Source organism: Labilibaculum manganireducens (assembly GCF_963665805.2).
Taxonomy (GTDB): Bacteria; Bacteroidota; Bacteroidia; order Bacteroidales; family Marinifilaceae; genus Labilibaculum; species Labilibaculum manganireducens.
This window is the reverse complement of record NZ_CAXXEE010000003.1, coordinates 701,164-719,931: the sequence shown is the minus strand read 5'-3', so window position 1 is coordinate 719,931 and position 18,768 is coordinate 701,164. Positions and strand designations below refer to the sequence as shown.

The following is an 18,768-nucleotide window of genomic DNA, read 5'->3' as shown; positions in this document are numbered from 1 at the left end:
TTCCTTTAATTTTCTTCTTTCGTTTACTTTAAACGGGAAACCTCAATTTCGACAATTTTATCATTACTTAAATAGAGCATTAATTTACCATCTTTAATTTTATATTTTGCTCCATTTACTTTACTATTTGTTAATTGAATACCATTTCCAATTTCCAATGTTACTTTCTGTTTGTTTTTTGATGACAATTGAATTTTAACTTCCCGTTCATCCCATTTAATGCGGTTTATTTTAATATTTCCACGTGCTAAAACACCAGATAACTCGCCACTTCCCCAATCATCAGGCAAAGTAGGAAAAATGGTAATATATCCAGATCTGCCAGTCACAATCATACGGGTTATTAAGGAGGGAAAACCTCCACTAATATCCATATTAAAGAGATTACCAGGATTGTGTGTGGTTGCCATACTATTTGTCCAGTAAAAACGTGATAAATATTCGAGAATCTCTGATGCGGTTGCTTTATCCTTCATATTTACAGCTGCAAACCCCAAATGGCACATTCCAAAAGCCATTTCGCCACCTTGGTACATCTTTCGAATTTTCATCCGTTCATGAATCGTTTTTTTAGCCGCATTTTGCAAAGCTTCCGACTCCAAAATATCTTGATCCGGCACCTCATATAATCCGTACAAATGCGAGGCATGACGATGTGCCTGATTATCGGTGAATCCATCCCAAAGCCATTCACGCAAAACACCATCTTTACTTATTTGATAATCGGGCAGATGACTCAGGAATTCTTCTTTCTCCTGTATCTCTTTTCGACTAAGACCCAAAATCTTAGCTGCAGATATCCAATTACGGGTTAGTTCCTTAATGATCATGATATCCATAGTTGCATTGATGCAATTCTGCCAACGATGCTCCAATGGATTATTTTCAGGAGAATAAGACGGAACTACTATGTATTTACCATCCGCACCCATCGTCAAAAAATCTTCCCAAAACATCAAGGCTTCATTCATAAACGGAAAAGCTCTCTTCTTCAGAAACTCTTTGTCTTTTGTATACAAATAATAATCGTAAAAATAAGACGCTGTCCAACCGGCACCACCATTCCAGTACTCCATGCACCATGTTTCATCGTAATGATTATTAAAACCGTGCGTACTGGTATGAGCGGCAACATGAATACCTCTCGCCCCATAAAATTGTTTCGCATTAATTCGGTAATCATCCATCATTCGTTCATGATAATCAAAATAAGCCATCATCAATTCGGGCATATTGCCATTGAGCAGATTTGAAACTGCAACTTCCACATTACCATCGTGAGTAAAATCACCCGACCATGGAGGTGTCCATGTTCCACTCCAAATACCTTGCAAATTTGGTGGATTAGTTCCCGTAGAGCACAAAATATTGTAACGTGCGGCTTCGAACTGGCGCTGCATAATACCTGCGCTTGTGCCAACTCTCACTTTTGAAACCAATGTTTCTGAAGTCATTTCTTTTTCTTCTTCCGTAATGTTCAGTTCTAAAGAAACTCTATCGTACAATTCACCATGACTGTTTATTTGCCTGTTCAGTAAAGCATTATAATCATTGCCGGCATTATTCAATCTATTTTGAATGGTTAACAATAATTCTTCGTTGGTTCCTTTATATGGTTCAATGCAGGTAAGAATAATTACTTCCTGTGCATTTTCAACTTCATAACACCCCTTAGTTTTTGAAACCTCACCTCCTTTGTTAATCACTTTTAAAAGACCATCGTAACCATCTGGAGAATGCGAATGTGGCTTAGCATACTCCACATGATAATGCATCAAATCACTTTCTATATTTGTTTGCGATTTTTTAATCAGTGAGTCAATTAAACCATTCTGCTCCCAAGTGTGCGGATGTTGATGCAAAGAGATTTGAGCATTTATTGGTGCAGTTCCTTTAATTTGAGTTACAACAACACCATCTGCCCTTGAAACAAAAGTTTTCCTGCTAAATGTTCCATTTTGATCCGTCCATTCAACTACGGCTTCCGCTGTTTCGTAATTTACCATTCGCCGGTAATTCTTTACGTTTGACGCCGGCATATCAATCGTTAGGTTAGCCGCAGGCACATAGGAATCTGTCCATTTTTTTTCACCATATCCGGTATCTTTCCAAATTTTCACACCTAATTCGGCCACTTCCTGATATTTCCCTTCAAAAGATAAACGTTTAATTTCGTCTAAATAAGGAGTCATATCCGGCGGTATTACAGGTGCTTCATTGGGCAAGTACAACAAAGCATGATTGAGAATAATAGTTTCTTTAAACGGATTCCCCATCACCATAGCTCCCATAGTTCCATTACCCGACAGTAAAGCATCTTCCCATTTGGCTGCAGGCAACCAACTTACAAATCCTTTTTCGGGTACACTTTCCTTTTGTGCATAAGTTGACACTTGAATTAGCATTGCCAACAATAAAAAAAATATTATTCTGATATTCATCATACTTACCTTAAAAAATCCCGGCAAACAATTGCCTGCCGGGATTATATTACTTGCTATGGCTTATTACAATTCAACTTGAACTAATTTGCCATTGTACTTAACTTCTTTGCCTTTGTGGTCATCAAAATTAAAATCTACTTTGTGATTTTCAGAGGCAAACACAATAGTAAATATTCGTTCCTGCGGCATTCCTTCAAACTCACCTTTCCGCTCTCCAATAGTCAGCTTTTGGTCATTTTCAGACCATTTGACTGAGATTGTACTGTACCTGCCTTTTTCGTAATTAAAGTTTAGTCCTTCATCTTCATACAATTCAAACTGAGCATCAGCACCGGTATAAACAACCAACTTTATTGGTGCATTTAACTTTTGACTGGTGTACTCAATTTCTGGTCCTACAGGCAAAATTGATCCTGCTTTTACAAAAAGAGGCATCTTTTCATAAGGAGCATCAGCATTAATCGTTTGTCCGCCTTTTAAAAGTGAGCCATTGTATGCATCATACCAATCGCTTCCCTCAGGTAAATAAACATGACGTTCACGTGCTTTAAATTTAGAAACCGGACACACCATTATTGAAGGTCCAAACATGTATTGATCATCAATATCATTTACCTTGGTATCCTTTGTAAAATCCATTACCAGTGCACGCATAATGGTGTAATCGTCAAAATATACATGTCCTGCCAAAGAATAGATATATGGCATTAATCGATATCTTAACTTATTATAATACAGAATACTCTGATATGCTTTATGAGATTTTGGTGCAATATTATAAATCTCGCGGTATGGATACTGTCCATGAGCACGGAATAATGGAACAAAAGATCCAAACTGATACCAACGGGTATTTAATTCGCGCCATTCTTCCAAATCTTTACTGCCTTCTTTTGCGTTTTCGTAACGTTTTTCAACACAAAAACCACCAATATCCATTGTCCAATAAGGAATCCCCGAAATAGCAAAGTTCATGCCTGCTGTAATCTGCGCTTTCATATCTTCCCATCTCGTTCCAATATCACCGCTCCAGGTTGCAGTGCTATATCGCTGCAATCCGGCAAAGCCAGAGCGGGTTAATAAGAAAACCCTTTTATTTGGATCTACACTTCGCTGTCCGTTATAAATGGCCTTTGCATTCATTAGTGCATAGGTGTTAAAAAACTCTGTTGATGAGCCGATAGCGGTTGGTGTCATTAGTTTTTTACGGTATTCCATGCTTGAATTAGATACAATATCAGGTTCAGAAGCATCCATCCACCAGGCATCCATTCCAAAATTATAAATGTTACTTTTCATCTGATTCCAGAAAAGCTGGCGTGCCTCTTTACAATATGGATCGTAGAATGAGCCAATGTGTCCTTTCCCAATCCAGTCGCGCACACTATCTTTTACCGCTTGCTGATACATAAATCCTTTTGCATCAAGTTCCTTATAGTTATCAGTGTTTGTATAAAACTTAGGCCAAACAGAAATCATAGCATGTCCATTCATCGCATGAATATCATCCATCATTTTTTGTGGATCAGGAAAACGTGAAGCATCAAATTTATGACTTCCCCATTGATCCTCTTCCCAGTACGACCAGTCAATTACAATATTATCAATCGGTATTTTTCGCTTACGAAATTCAGCCAACGCTCCTACTACTTCATCTTGAGTTTTATAACGTTCACGACTTTGCCAAAAACCATATGCCCAACGAGGCAAAATAGTTGCTTTCCCTGTTAATTGACGGTATCCGCTAATTACCTTGTCCATATTATCGCCGTGAATAAAGTAATAATCAAGCTCTTGTCCCATTTCTGACCAGAGAGCCAATTTACCTTGTTCTTCTGCAGGACGAGGACTTAATGCTTTCAAACTGACATAAGAAATACCACCATCAGGTTTCCAATCCAATTTAACAGGAACACGTTCTCCTTTTTTAAGTTCAACGGTAAACTTATAAGTATTCGGATTCCATGCTGTTCTCCAACGTTCCCCAACTACTTCTTTTCCATCTATCTCAACACTAGTATATCCGGCATAATACAATTTAAAATGATAAATACCTGATTCCTTGGCTTCAATTTCTCCTTCCCAAACAATTTTGGAATTATTAAAAGGAAAATCTGCAGGAAACTTCTTCACTGTTTCCAAATTTTCATAATCAATATCTGCTTCATCCCTTTTTGCAAATTCTTCACCCTTTCCTGTTGTATATGTTGCAGTTAAAGCACCTTCTTTTCCCTCTTTATTGTACAGCTTAAACTGTGACAATTGACCGTAATCATTAGGGTTGCCAAAACGTGTTAACGAATAATTATCCCAAAGAAGACCGTAATTTTTATTCGAGACAACAAAAGGGATAGATACTTTGGTATTGTACTGATACAACTCCTCATTTTTACCTTTGTAGTTCCATTCATCACTTTGGTGCTGACCCAAACCGTAGAACGCCTCATCTTCAGGAGAATCAAAAACCTGTTGAAAAGAATATCCTTTAAAACCATCGGCTTCAATTGGCGTAAATCCTTTAGATACTCCCTCTGCTTCTTTCAATAATACTTGCCCATTTAAATCATAAAATGAAACCTCTCCTGTTGAAAGAGATACCTTTGCTTTAATACTTGCTGTGGAAAGTGTTACTTGATCTTGATTCTCTTCTACAGTATAATCTGTTGTAATTGATTGAGGCAATACAACCAAACTCTCCCTTGCAGGAAATGAATTTTCCGGTGTGGAACTAACGCGAATAATGTCGTCAGAAACAACCTCCAATTTCACCAAGGCAGCTTCTGTTTTTTCCTTCTTATTAAGAGAAACAACTACCCCATTCTCTAACTTTTCATATTTTGGCTGCGAACAAGAAGCAAGAACTCCCAACATCCCCAGTCCTGCACAAAATATAGTTAATTTCTTTTTCTTTAAAATCATAAAATATTATTTTAAAAGCCATTGCAATACTCTTTTTCATCGAAAGAACTGAGATTAGTAATTTCTATATATCAAGTATTTTTAATCTGTCGCACCTTCAATTATAGCGTCAATAGCATCAGAATGAACTTCATTACCAGTACTCCTATCGAACAATCCAAAACTATTATTACCCGTACCTCCATTATCCCAAATAAAAGGAATCATCCCATTTGCTTTAGCTGCGCTTGTAACTGTTTTCAAATAATTATTCCTTGATTCAATATGAGTTGTTAATGCATCTCCTGTCAAATCAGCACGTAACATGGCTCCGTATTCGCCTAAGATTACAGGAATACCTTTATCTGCATACTTGGTTTTCATGGCTCCAAATTGTTCATTTAGGTAGTCTTCCTGTCCATAACTGGAAATATCTGTATAGCCAGCTCCCCATTGGGTTTTGAAACCGCTTTCTTCCTGTCCGCAAAAATCCCAAGGATCATAATAGTGTACTTCAAGCATTAACCGATCTGCAACTTCATCGGTAGGCATTTCATGAAAATTAACTCCATGAGCAATGTTGGTATTATAAGTTTGAACCACTAAGTTTCGGTAGGCATTCTTTCCTCCTGTAGATCGAACAGCATCAACAAATTTTTGATTAAATGATTGCTGAACAATAATGTTTTCGGTTGAAGGTGTACCATAATCAGCATGCACTTCATTGGTTCCTGCAAATAGTAAGTGCTCATCATATTCTCTGAAATACACAGCAATTTGTTGCCAAAGGGCATATTGTTCTTTATTTATTTCGTCTTGTTTATCGTAAGTTGGATTGTTCTCTAACCATCCACCATCCCAGTGGATGTTTAAGATAGCATACATTTCATTTTCGTAACAATAATCAACCACTTCTTTTACTCTGACAAACCAAGCATCCGAGACCCTGTAAGTTTCTCTGTCAGTAATATAAGAATCCCATGCACATGGAATACGAATTGCATTAAACCCAGCAGCCTTAACTCCATCTATTAGTTGCTTGGAAACAACCGGATTTCCCCAGCCTGTTTCTCCTCCGGTTACCTCCAAAGAGTTTCCAATATTCCATCCGGCTATCATTTTACCGGCTAAAGTCACGGCATCACTTTCAACACCGGTTTTGTCAGCAGGAATGTTCACATCGATTCCATTTTGATTAATCGTTGCAATTTCAGTAATATCATCTAAAGTAAATTTGATGCTGCCTTCCCGTGCGATAAAAGATTCATTTGCACTTATGATAAAGGTCTGAGATCCATCAACTATACTTTTTGCTTCTTTCTTTGTAATCCAATCTCCGTCAATAGCAATTTCTACCGTTCCTGATGTTTGAAACCCGATACTTAACTCCTGGTTATCAGCAGTAAGGCTGAAAACACTTTGTTTTAGTAATAATGCATAATCCGGAGCCTGAACCACCTGAATTTCTTTAATCAGGTTATCTGCTTTTACTGTAAGAGTAGCTGATCTCTCATCGGTATCAGCATTTGCCTCAACAGCAACTTGAACAGGATTTGTTGCGGCTCCTCCAAATTCAGGCGTAACTTTACACCACGATTCTGAACTTTCGATCGTCCAATCCACATTACTTTTAACATGAATGGTTTTTGTTTCCCCGGCTTTTGTTATATCCAGCTTATCTACAGAAACTACCAATTCCGGATCTACACTGGTTTCATCCTTCGAACACCCTCCAAAAACCATTAACCCAATTAAAATGGATAGTAACATATGGTGTAATTTCATTGTTTGTGATTTTGATTATAGAATAATCCCGCCCACTAACGGGCGGGATAAAACATTTGTTAAAGTTCTAATCTATTGAGCAGGTACAAAAACATAATTCATTTGAAATGCATCCTCTCCTGATCTAGGATCTCGCAAAGCTTGTAACAACATAGCTTCTCCATCAATACGGTAAATTGTAAGATCTCCCCAATCCAAGACCATATAATCGCAGGTCCATGGGTGAACAACTCCAACAGACATACTTAATTTATTATTATCCAAATCAAGTGTCCATGTGCCGTTTAAATTTACAATATCATCCGTATCCAGAATATCTCCATCTTCAGGAGAACCATTACGAACAAGAGTTTCACCAGATGTTTCATCAACATACGTGTAGATTCTGCGATGTTGACTAACAGATACTGTACCGTCTAATTCAAATTTCATACTACCATAGTCAATATCAGCTTCACCTGCAGCATAATGTTGTCCTGGAAGAGGATTATAAGCCCAAGTAGAATAATCTGAAAAAATAACAGGACCTTGTTCAGCTCCCCAGCTAGTAGTTTTATCATAGCTACGCTCGGAATCAATTTTCCATGTACTTCCACAAATAATATTCTTAAGAGCTACTTCTGGATTCTCTTCTCCACCGGAGCTACTTGGTTTTAAATGCAATGCTAAATATTCATCCTTATCAGCCGATCTCATGCCCAACCATATGGCTTCAATATTCCCAAGAGCATCCTTTTCAGAAACAATAACTCTTAAAGTATTCGTCAGATTTTCAGCTTCGCTTGTACCAAAAGATAACCAACCTCCAACACCTGAAAACACACTCAAAGGTTGGCCAAAATCTATATTGTTAGAATCATCAATTGTATAATTTCCAACCACTGTGCCGTCTGCAGTTACTAATTCATAATTTCCATCTTTATCCCCCTGCTTAGTTAAGGATAAGTTTATGGATTCAAAAATAGCTTGATCATATGGAGGTGTCCATGTTGTAAAAGTGAATCCTTCAGGATCACTTCCGTAGGTAGCAACCTCACTTAGTGCACTGCCATCTAATCCAAACCAATTGTATGGGTAATCCATATCAATGTTCCATGTTTTTGAAACAGTAACTGTTGTTGTTAAATCATTATTAGCATCACCATCATATGGTGGTTCAGGATCAGGAACATCATCCGGTACATAATTTTCAGCATATTCATCAGAAACAAAATTCCAAACATACAGGTAATCTCCTTCATCATTTGTTCTTCTTACGCCAACCATCAACTGATTTTCTGTTAGCTCCAAAATAGCCAAATTCTGGTTCCAGTTAGTTGCATTGGCAATAAAGTTGTTGGAACGAAGAATGGTAGCATCTGTAGTAGTTATAGTATGATTATCTACATCCAGTGAAAAAGTTCCTTCCTCATCCACTCCTTCGGTAACTTTATGTGTAGTTATCTCAGCACCGTCAATCAGGCTAAAAGTCATTCTACTGTCTTTATCAGCTTCCTCTATAATCCATTCATTACCAACCCATGCAGGAGCCCATCCAATTGAGGCAGTACCGGCTTGCCATTCATCCCAGGTTGTTTGAGGTTCACAATAAGTTAAAGGTCCTGCAGCAAGGCCATAAGAACCATAATCCAGTCGCCACGTTTTTTCATGTCCGACACCTCCAGTTAAATTAGTCCATAGTATATGATCAACGAAACCAGAATAGAATTCATCAATTACAAATTCTGCAGAATCGGCGGCAAAAACAACACCGCCTCTTGTATTCACACCAAAAAGAACCTTATAAACACCTGGAAATGCAATCTTTAACGTATCCTTTTGCGTTTGACTTCTTCCTTGAGGATGACTCCATAAAGACTGATAATTTGATTCCATTAAACTTGTCAGATAAACAATATTTGGATTTTCAGTATCATGTGTTATCGTATAGGCTATGCCTTCCACCAAATCTTCAGATTTGATATCGGTTTTTTCCAGATCGTATTTATCAGGTGTACAACTCGTATACACTACAGCTGATAGAATCAGAAATGTTAATAAATTATATAGTTTTTTCATCATATTATATTTTTTAAAACTACTCCCATCCTGCATTTTGCTTCAAGACACCATTCGAAAGAGTAATTTGTGTATTTGGAATTTGCATAAAACCATTTGTTTTTTTGATGTTTGCCTCTGTGATTGTAATAAAATCAGACACATCAGCACTTAATACTTCTGTATTACTTTCTGCAATTGCAGTAGCCGCCACATCAATTCCCTGACGCAATAAATCCCAATATCTGATTCCTTCAAAAGCAAACTCTACTCTACGCTCAGCCATAATGGCTTCCTTTGTTACGGTTTTAGTACCTAAACCTGCCCGTCCTCTCACTTCATCAAAATATGTTTGAGCCTTTGCACTTCCCAATTCAGCAGCCATCAATAAAACATCAGAATAACGCATCACGATAAAATCCTGAAATTGTGAAATTTGGTTATCACCTTCACCTAAACCGTCAACAATATAAGTTCCATCAGGAAGAGCAAGAGGTATGTACTTTTTATTACAATATCCAGTATATTCCCTCCACTTGGATAGATCAACATCTTCAATCACACCTTCAGAAACCATATCAATAACCGAGGCAGTTTTCCGCTGATCATCAGTATCAAAACTCTGAGCGGTTTTTGGATTTACGGTGCATAATCCCCATCCGTAACCATAAGGCGAAGAAGTAGTTTCTCTTAATCCCATCATCACCAACCATCTGTTTCCATCTACATTGCCATTATAATCAGAAGTGTAGTTAAATTTCTGTGTAAATACTGCTTCTGAGTTTCCTCTTCCGGCCCAGGTACTAACTAAAGTATTATCTTCAGGTACTGGTGTTGTCGAGGCTGCTTCCCAAAGATTTTTGTATTCCGAAACTAATGAAAAACCTCCTTCGCCGATCACATTCTCAAGGCCTGCCAACACATAAGCTTTATCAACCACTCCTTCTAAATCGGCAGTACCATAATAACCTGTATAAAATAAGAACACTCTTCCCAACACGGCTTTTGCAGCCCATTGAGTTGCCCGTCCGTCATTTGTGGCAGCCCATGAAGGGGAATAAGCCGGCTGATTAATATTTTCAGCAGCAAACTTTAAATCCTCAGCAATTACTTTATAAACAGCAGCAGGTTCCGATTGCGGCACATTATCGGTAGTTGGTTCAAGCAACAAGGGCACTTTATTGAACAATCGTGCCAAATCGAAATACAATAGCGCACGTAAATAGCGAGTTTCACCTTCAATTCTGCTGCGAGTATCTTCTTTGCCTTCCCAACTAATATCATCCAGCTTTGTTAACAACTTATTGCAGCGAAAAATTCCTGCATAATAAGATTTCCAGGTCTCGTTAAAGATATCATTGTAAGAGGGTGCCTGACTTAGATCAAACCGATCCAAAAGCTGATTGTTTCTATCGTCTCCTGCACCTGCACCACCAAAACATTCATCCGACAGAAGCTCTGAAGCTACATAGAAAGCCGTTCCGCCATCAGATGTTGTTCTTTGGTATCCATCGTAACAACCAACCAAAGCCATTTCAAAATCAGCCTCCGTTTTGTAAAAATTACTATCAAAAATAGAGGTTTCCGGTTCTACATCCAGAAATGATTCTGAGCAAGAAAATAATCCCAGACTCAGCATTCCAAATGTTAGAATATTTAATTTTATTTTGTTCATAATTCTAAATCTTTATCAACATTAAAACTTAAGATTAACACCAACCAGGAAAGTACGAGGACGTGGGTAATATCCTAAATCGACTCCTGACACCCAACTTTGTGTTCCATATCCTATTTCCGGATCCATACCATCATACTTTGTAAAAGTAAATGCGTTTTGAACAGCAGCATATAATCGCAGCTGACTGAATAGTGAGTTTTTTGTTAATCTGCTAAAATCATATCCCAAAGCAATATTACTAATGCGCAAGAAGTCTCCATTTTGTATATAAAGATCTGAGAATTGCCAGTTTACATTGGTCTCTGTAACACGTGGCATGTTATTGGATGTTCCTTCACCAGTCCATCGCTGCAATACCGCTGTTGTGTAATTAGCTTTTTTATTCCCCTGGTTTCGGTACGACTGTACAATTTCATTACCCACAACACCATTAGCAGAAATTGCCAAATCAAATCCTTTGTAGTCCAAACTAAGATTAAAACCATAAGTTAAATCAGGAATACCACTACCCAAATCCACTTTATCTTCAGAATTTACGATTCCATTTTTATCCTGATCTACATATTTCACATCACCTGGTTTTACATCGTCCTGCAAAATTCCATTTCCCGCATTTCGCCAAGCTTGTATATCTGCCTCATTTTGGAATATTCCAGCTGTTGCATAACCCCAGAAATATCCGATGGCATGTCCATTTTCAGCTCTGTAAAACTCCGGTGAATTATCGTACAACTGATTTGTATAACCATGAATAATTCCATCATCAGTAGGGATTTGCCCTACCTCGTTTTTATTATAAGCACCGTTAACACCAATATGATAATTCAAATCTCCAATATTATCGGACCATGTCAAGGCCAATTCAATTCCTGTATTTTTTACATTACCTCCATTAATAACGGGAGCAGATGTACCTGCAGTTGCTAAAATTGGTGCTGTTACCAGCCAGTCTTTGGTTTTTTTCACATAAAAATCTGCATTAACTCCCAATCGACTATTCATAAAATAAGCATCAAAACCAATATTGGTTTGTTCCGAGGTCTCCCACTTTACATTTGGGTTGGATAATCTGCTTGGATATGCTCCAGGTGTATTTACCAGTGCTGTACCAAACACATAATTAGCAGCTGGATCAGTTCCTGAAAAATTGGTTGATGTATTAACAGGTGCTGCATACTGAAAATCATCAATAGACTGGTTACCTACCTGTCCCCAACTTGCTCGCACTTTAAGGAAATCCATCCAGGTACTAACCGATTCTAAAAATGGTTCATTTGTTGCAACCCAACCGGCCGAAACAGATGGGAAATATCCCCAGCGATTCCCTTTGGTAAATTTCGATGAAGCATCTGCACGCAAAGTCGCATTCAGCATGTATTTTTCTTTGTAGTTGTATCCCAAACGACCGAAATAGGACAGACGACGTGATTTCACCTCTGGTCCACCCCCAACTGTGCGTTTCTCAATAACTCCTTTTACTTCACCAGTTTCCGGATCTTTATCCAACTCTGCTTGTCCACTTGTGTTATCAAGATAAGCACCTCCGAAATTGTCGAACTGTGAGAGCAGATCCCAATTTGAACCTTCCAATTTAGTTCCCTGAAAACGAATAACTTCCATACCAGCCAATACATCAAACTTATGTACTTCGTTAAGATCAAAACTATAACTTGCTGTATTCGTCCAAGTCATGGTATGTCCTTTACTCATGTTTTGATTCACTGTAGTGTGATCATTGTTGTATGAATAAATAGAGAACTGATACAATGGTGAATAACTTCGATATTCTGAAGCATAATAGTTAAAACCAAACAATGATTTGATTTTTAAATTTTCAACAGGCTCTAACTCCGCATAAATATCAGCAAGCATTTTTTGCTGATCGCTTGCATTTTTATTGTTTGTCATTAATAATCCGTAAGGATTACCATCACCGGTATTCCAAGGAGAATTAGATGTGTCATTGTAAGGACTGCCGTAAATATTGTTATCACTATATACTGGTGATAAAGGAGACGTACCAAATGCACCTCTTAAGCTGTTACTATATTGATTCCCAACAGCAACTCCATTATTCTTAATGTAATTGAAGTTCATATGCTGGCCAATCTTTAAAATATTTTCATACAGTTTATGCTCTGTATTAACACGAAAGCCATATCGTTCATAGTTTGATACATCTGCTCCACCTACAATACCTTCCTGATTGATATAAGATAAGGAAAGAGCATAAACAGAAGCATCTGTTCCTCCGGTAATTCCAAGTGAATAATTCTCAGTAACAGCATTGTCTGTAAACATTTGATCTACCCAATCAGTATCGGCAGCACCATCAAAAACACTTGCGCCATACAAAGCTGACCCTGAGTTTAATGCTTGCTCCTGCATCATTGTAATGTATTGATCTCTGTTAAGCATATCAGTGGTTCTTGCTACATTTTGCACACCATAATAAGCATCAAAGGAAATTTGTGCTTTTCCGGCTTTCCCCTGTTTTGTAGTAACCAAAACAACACCATTAGCAGCCTGAGAACCATAAATAGCGGCAGAAGCAGCATCTTTTAATACATCCAGACTTTCAATATCCGAAGCATTTACCGTTGTGATATCTCCTTGAACTCCATCAATAATATAGAGTGGTTGAGAATCTCCAACCGTACCAATACCACGAATGCTTACTCTCATGTCTGATCCTGGTTGCCCTGAAGTAGATGCAATATTAACACCGGCCGTTTGACCTTGCATGGCTTGTAAAGGGTTAGTCGCATTTTGCTTTTGAATTGCGTCTCCTTTCATCTGAGAAGTAGCACCAGTCACTAGTTTTTTCTGCTGAACACCATAACCTACAACAATAACTTCATCAAGGCTGGATACATCTTCAGCCAATATAATATTTATTACCTGCTGATTGGAGATAAGAACTTCCTGAGATCTAAATCCAATAAAAGAAAAAACAACGACATCGTTTTCGTTAACCTGAATAGAGTAGTTTCCATCAATATCGGTAATTCCACCAATTGTAGTTCCTTTTATAACTACATTCGTACCCGGTATTGGCGTATTGTCTGTCGCAGATACAACAACACCCGTTATGGTTCGCTCTGTCTGCCCATATGCCACAGTTGCTGAAAGCAACATCAGCGCAATTCCAGTAAAAATTAGCAACTGCCTTGATAACGATTGCACCGGAATTTTTAATTTCGCTTTTTTAATCATCATAGAAATCTGATTTAAATAAAACTCGGTTATTAAACATGTTGCAAATATATTACGGGTCCTACTTCAACCTGTTAAAATTTGTTAATGATAAGGGTTAAAATGATAACTCATGTGTCATTTATGATACAAATCAGTGTCACAGATGTTAATTAAGAGCACTAAACATCAACTTTAAAACATTCATATTCATAAAGATAACACAAAGTCATCTCAATTCAAGGACATATCCTTTTCGGTTACCTCTGCAATATAAGTTCACTACTGATTCCTAAAACATAAAAACCGCATAAAACGAATGTTTCATGCGGTTTTTAAAATCACATTAATCCAAGACATACCTCCTGGAATTACAACCAATTTCAGATTGTGAAATTTCTAATAAATTAATTGTTCTGTACTTAAATTAGCTGTTTTTCTGCCAATCAATTTTAAAACAACTCAATCTTCGTGTTTTTTAGTACTTAATGCAAAAGCCGCAAATGTAAGGTATAGTGCCCCGCTTAGAATAACGATTACAGAACCTGTCTGGGATCCCACCACATCAGATAGGATTCCCATCAGAAAAGGAAGAACAGCCCCACCGAAAACTCCGGTAATCATCAAACCAGAGATTTCATTGCTTTTATCAGGACGGGCCTGAATAGCCATTCCAAAGATAATAGGGAAAATATTGGCAATAGTAAAACCAATAACACCAAAAATAGCAAAAACAGCATACTGGTTTTGCATAAAAATTAATATCACCAGTGCAGCTACCGCAACCACAATATTTATTTTAAAGAATTTAGAAGAAGAGAATTTAGCTAAACTTATTGCACCTAAGAAGGCTCCCAAAGTACGTAATGCAAAATAAACACTTGGTCCATAGCCTGCTTCAATTGAACTTAGACCACAACGCTCCATTAATATTTTAGACGAAGCAGTATTCACCCCCACATCAACTCCAACAACAAACAATATTCCCAAGAATAACAACAGAATGGTTTTATCTTTCAAAAGAGCCATTACACTGCCAAACGAATTGGCCTTTTCTTCTATTGGATCCTCCTTTATTGGCGTAAATATCAACCAAACAGTAGATAACAAGGTAATTAGCGCATAAATAGGAAAGATATACTGCCAGTTGTCAAGCTGAGAAGCTGCAAATGCAGCAATAAAAGGGGCACTAAATGATGAAATTGCTTTTATAAACTGTCCGGCAGTTAAACTGCTGGTCAGTCTGTCGCCTTTTACTACATTTGCAATTAACGGGTTTAGAGATACCTGTAAGATGGTATTAGCAATACCCAATAGGGCAAAAGCAATAAGAGACATTACAAAAGAATACTCTATTAGTGGAATAAACATGGCCACAATAGTAATTGCATTACTCAATATCACTGTTTTTTTTCGGCCAATTTTATTCATCAACATCCCTGTCGGAATAGAAAAAAGCAAAAACATTGAGAAAAGTGCTACAGGAATAAGATTCGAAAGTGTATCTCTAAATGCCGGATCGTATCCACCCAAAAGATCTTCTTTTACATGAGCTGACGTGATACCAACCACATCGCAAAATCCCATTACAAAAAAGCCAAACAAAACCGGCATAATCTGCGAGATGTTTATTTTTTTATTTGTCATTGTCTTTACAAAATATTTTTATTAAAATCCAGAAACAGCATACAGAAGAGGTTGACAAGTTTCTATTGATTCAAGCTCTTCACGCAATACCCAAAATAGCTTACATTAAGGGTAACACCTTCTCTATCTGCTTAAAGTAAGCATCATCCAACATACGGGCACTGCCGATAATGGCAGCATCTTCTTTTAATCGTGAGATGGTAATTTGAACATCTGCACCTTGTTTTTTCAATTCAGCTTCAAAGGCGGTACCAAACAAGTTATAAGCTCCGCTCACATTTCCTCCTATCACCAACATTTCGGCTCCAAAACTCTTTAACCAAGGACCCAGGAATTCACCCATATTTGAGCCATACTCTTCCAACAAACCTTTGGCTTTGGGATTTGCTGATACCGCATCAGCAATGGTTTTTACACCATTTACCTTTTCACCTGACAGATCCTTCCAGCGCGCAATGCACCATCGGGTTGAAAAATAGTCATCACCAATTCCATTTTTAAACGGAAGATGCCAAACGCATCCCATCTTAGGAACTCCTTCCCCTTCAACTACCGGTACTCCATTATTTACGAAAGCAGAACCAAAACCAGTACCCAAAGTAACGGAGACACTTTTACCTACCTCTTTAGCCTCGCCCAGCCATGCTTCCCCTACTGCAAAGGCAGAAGCATCGTTCATAAAACGAAATGGCATTGAACCGTTTGTTCGTAAACGCCCGGCAAGCTCATTAGCCACATTAACCTTACAGAGCTTTTCGAATTTAGCCACTGATTCATCAAATAAAGCAATCCCTTTATCGTAAGCAAATGGGCCAGGCATGGCAAAACCAACACCTGCAACATTTTCACGACCTGCTTTCTCAATCGTTGATGCTATGGCATCCTTCCAACCGTTTAATATCTCATTAGCAGAAGCTTTGTTATCTATTTTCATCTCGGTTTGACTATCGGCTACAATATGTCCTTCGAACATATCAACCAATGCACAACTAATATGGCTTCCACCTATATCGGCACCTATCGCGTATTTTTTCATTTTTATTTTGATTGAGTGAATATAGAATTGATTGTATGAGCTAATCCGTGTAACTCACAACTCGTTGTTTTTTACTTATTTTATGAGATTATTTATTTTTCACTATCACAAAATGAATTGCGACACCACCACTCTCTTTTAATTTAAATTTCAATATTTTTGAGGCATCTACTTCGCTTTCAGACGTTTTCACCTTAGTACGGGATTTTATTTTGTCATCATCGGTATAAATACAGGCCTTATACTTCTTTCCACGCTCTAAAAAAGAAAGAGGAATCTCCACTTCGCGTGCTTCCTTATTCGTAATTGCCCCTGCAAACCACTCGTTACCTGATTTTCTGGCCACCGTAATATATTTACCAATTTCCCCGTTTACTACTTTAGTATCGTCCCAAACTGTTTTTACTGCATCAAAAAAGGCAATCTCTTTTTCTCCTTGATAAGCCGATGGCTTATCGTACCAATACATAAACTGGAGAGGACTATAAAAAACAACCGAAAGAGCTAGCTGATGAGCGTGAGTCGTTTTAATACGGTTATTATAATAGCAAATGGTGTAATCTCCAGCCCCGGCCAAAAATCGTGTAAATGGCAAGGTTGTATTATGCGTTGCGTCCGGCATTTCCTCGTTTCCTCGTATACCTTCCTGGGTCATTAAATTTGGGTAAGTACGACTAAATCCGGTTGGACGGTATTCATCATGAATATCGATCATCAATTGATACTCAGCAGCTTTTTTTACCGCCTCATGCAACCAGCTTGTCCAACGGTTTGAACCGATGTGAACAAAACCAAACTTAACACCTTTTACACCCCATTTCCGGCATTGTTCAAACACTTCATCCAATCGGTTAGTCAAAGCACGTTGATTTACGTAGTAAATAATGCCAACGCCTTTACCTGCCCCATAATTTACCAGTTTTTGAATGTCTAAATCCCTGTTTTTATCAACCGTTGTTGCGTCCGAAGTTACATCCACTTCTGACCCATACCAGCCGGCATCGAGATGTACATACTGCAGGTTATGCTCAGCTGCAAAATCAATACATTCTTTCGCCTCCTGAGTTGTCAGATTCGAACGGACAACCTTTCCTGGTTTTATCCACGAGGTATTTTGAATTTGATTGGGCTTATTCAGGTTTAAGACAATGTCGTTATTCTCCAATAATCCTCCGGGTGTATCTGCAACCATGATCACTCTCCATGGAGTTGAATAGGGTCTGGCAGCATCAACCTTACTATACATCGAAAGCTTAATGGTATTTGCTTTTTCATCATCCAAAATGAACTTTCCCCTGCTGTAGTCAACCATTTGTGCTTCAAGTAAGGCCACATGTAATCCGCTCTTTAGGTTTAAAGTCAAAGGACGTTCACACTCTCCCGGCCAATCTTTTAGAGGCAAATAACTATAAGGCCCCTGAGCCCAACCTTCATAATAGGCCATAGTGCCTTTGGGCAAGGTGTAGCTTGTTTGTTCCCCTTCGATATGTATAAAAAGCCCGTTTGATGTTTCCGGAAAATGATAGGAAAAGGCAACTCCTTCATTATATGCCCGCACCAAAAGATCCATATTATAACTTCGGCGTTTATCGTAAAACGTTCCGGCATATCCTTCTTCCAAATCACCTTCTGTTCCAAATTTATTGAAATGAATCACTATTTCGTTATAGTGGTTTTTGACAATACTCCGTTCGCCGTAAACCGGCTTCCAGGTTTCATCAACAGTATTTCGATCAACACCTTTAAAATCCAGATTCTCGCACCACAAATCACTGGGATCGTTTTCTATCGCTAAAGCCGATTCAAACAAGTTGTTTTCTATTAACACTCCTAATTCTGATTCCAAAACAACAGGTTTACCTTCAAAAGAAAGCTGATAGTACATTTGTTTTTTTCCATTACGATCACTTTTCTGGAAAAACTCAAATACAAACTTTTCGTTTGGCGATTTTAAAACCTGCTTGGTGGATTCAATAATTTTTTGTGCATTTGTTTTACTGCTGAATATCAGTAGGACTATAATGACGGCGATATTATATTTTTTCATA

Annotated in this window: 9 protein-coding genes; all 9 read right to left on the bottom strand. The window is 37.9% G+C overall.

Annotation, left to right across the window (positions count from 1 at the left end; translation table 11 throughout):
- Nucleotides 1-23: 23 nt before the first annotated feature.
- Nucleotides 24-2,441, bottom strand: a complete 2,418-nt coding sequence (locus ACHZAX_RS02885; RefSeq protein WP_320017949.1) for a glycosyl hydrolase family 95 catalytic domain-containing protein — start codon at nucleotides 2,439-2,441, stop codon at nucleotides 24-26.
- Between the two features lie 66 nt (nucleotides 2,442-2,507).
- Nucleotides 2,508-5,363: a TIM-barrel domain-containing protein gene (locus tag ACHZAX_RS02880; protein ID WP_320017948.1), complete on the bottom strand. Its 2,856-nt coding sequence runs from the start codon at nucleotides 5,361-5,363 to the stop codon at nucleotides 2,508-2,510.
- A gap of 81 nt (nucleotides 5,364-5,444) precedes the next feature.
- Nucleotides 5,445-7,127, bottom strand: coding sequence for a cellulase family glycosylhydrolase (locus ACHZAX_RS02875; RefSeq protein WP_320017947.1), 1,683 nt, complete (start codon nucleotides 7,125-7,127; stop codon nucleotides 5,445-5,447).
- Nucleotides 7,128-7,199: 72 nt separating this feature from the next.
- A complete protein-coding gene (locus ACHZAX_RS02870) occupies nucleotides 7,200-9,188 on the bottom strand; it encodes a hypothetical protein (RefSeq protein WP_101309851.1) in 1,989 nt (662 codons plus the stop codon).
- Nucleotides 9,189-9,204: 16 nt separating this feature from the next.
- Nucleotides 9,205-10,839: a RagB/SusD family nutrient uptake outer membrane protein gene (locus ACHZAX_RS02865; protein ID WP_101309850.1), complete on the bottom strand. Its 1,635-nt coding sequence runs from the start codon at nucleotides 10,837-10,839 to the stop codon at nucleotides 9,205-9,207.
- Between the two features lie 21 nt (nucleotides 10,840-10,860).
- On the bottom strand, nucleotides 10,861-14,061 hold the full coding sequence (locus ACHZAX_RS02860) for a SusC/RagA family TonB-linked outer membrane protein (protein WP_320017946.1): 3,201 nt from the start codon (nucleotides 14,059-14,061) through the stop codon (nucleotides 10,861-10,863).
- A gap of 438 nt (nucleotides 14,062-14,499) precedes the next feature.
- Entirely contained in the window at nucleotides 14,500-15,684 is a 1,185-nt protein-coding gene (locus ACHZAX_RS02855) for an MFS transporter (RefSeq protein WP_320017945.1), read from the bottom strand.
- Nucleotides 15,685-15,784: 100 nt separating this feature from the next.
- Entirely contained in the window at nucleotides 15,785-16,720 is a 936-nt protein-coding gene (locus ACHZAX_RS02850) for an ROK family protein (RefSeq protein ID WP_320017944.1), read from the bottom strand.
- A gap of 88 nt (nucleotides 16,721-16,808) precedes the next feature.
- Nucleotides 16,809-18,767 carry a glycoside hydrolase family 97 protein gene (locus ACHZAX_RS02845; RefSeq protein ID WP_320017943.1) on the bottom strand — a complete coding sequence of 653 codons (1,959 nt, stop codon included), beginning with the start codon at nucleotides 18,765-18,767 and terminating at the stop codon, nucleotides 16,809-16,811.
- Nucleotide 18,768: the final 1 nt, after the last annotated feature.

Bases quoted from the DNA above. Each gene is read 5' to 3' on its own strand.
- ACHZAX_RS02850 (WP_320017944.1), bottom strand. From the start codon at position 16,720: ATGAAAAAATACGCGATAGGTGCCGATATAGGTGGAAGCCATATTAGT.
- ACHZAX_RS02885 (WP_320017949.1), bottom strand. From the start codon at position 2,441: ATGAATATCAGAATAATATTTTTTTTATTGTTGGCAATGCTAATTCAA.
- ACHZAX_RS02855 (WP_320017945.1), bottom strand. From the start codon at position 15,684: ATGACAAATAAAAAAATAAACATCTCGCAGATTATGCCGGTTTTGTTT.
- ACHZAX_RS02870 (WP_101309851.1), bottom strand. From the start codon at position 9,188: ATGATGAAAAAACTATATAATTTATTAACATTTCTGATTCTATCAGCT.
- ACHZAX_RS02860 (WP_320017946.1), bottom strand. From the start codon at position 14,061: ATGATGATTAAAAAAGCGAAATTAAAAATTCCGGTGCAATCGTTATCA.
- ACHZAX_RS02875 (WP_320017947.1), bottom strand. From the start codon at position 7,127: ATGAAATTACACCATATGTTACTATCCATTTTAATTGGGTTAATGGTT.
- ACHZAX_RS02865 (WP_101309850.1), bottom strand. From the start codon at position 10,839: ATGAACAAAATAAAATTAAATATTCTAACATTTGGAATGCTGAGTCTG.
- ACHZAX_RS02845 (WP_320017943.1), bottom strand. From the start codon at position 18,767: ATGAAAAAATATAATATCGCCGTCATTATAGTCCTACTGATATTCAGC.
- ACHZAX_RS02880 (WP_320017948.1), bottom strand. From the start codon at position 5,363: ATGATTTTAAAGAAAAAGAAATTAACTATATTTTGTGCAGGACTGGGG.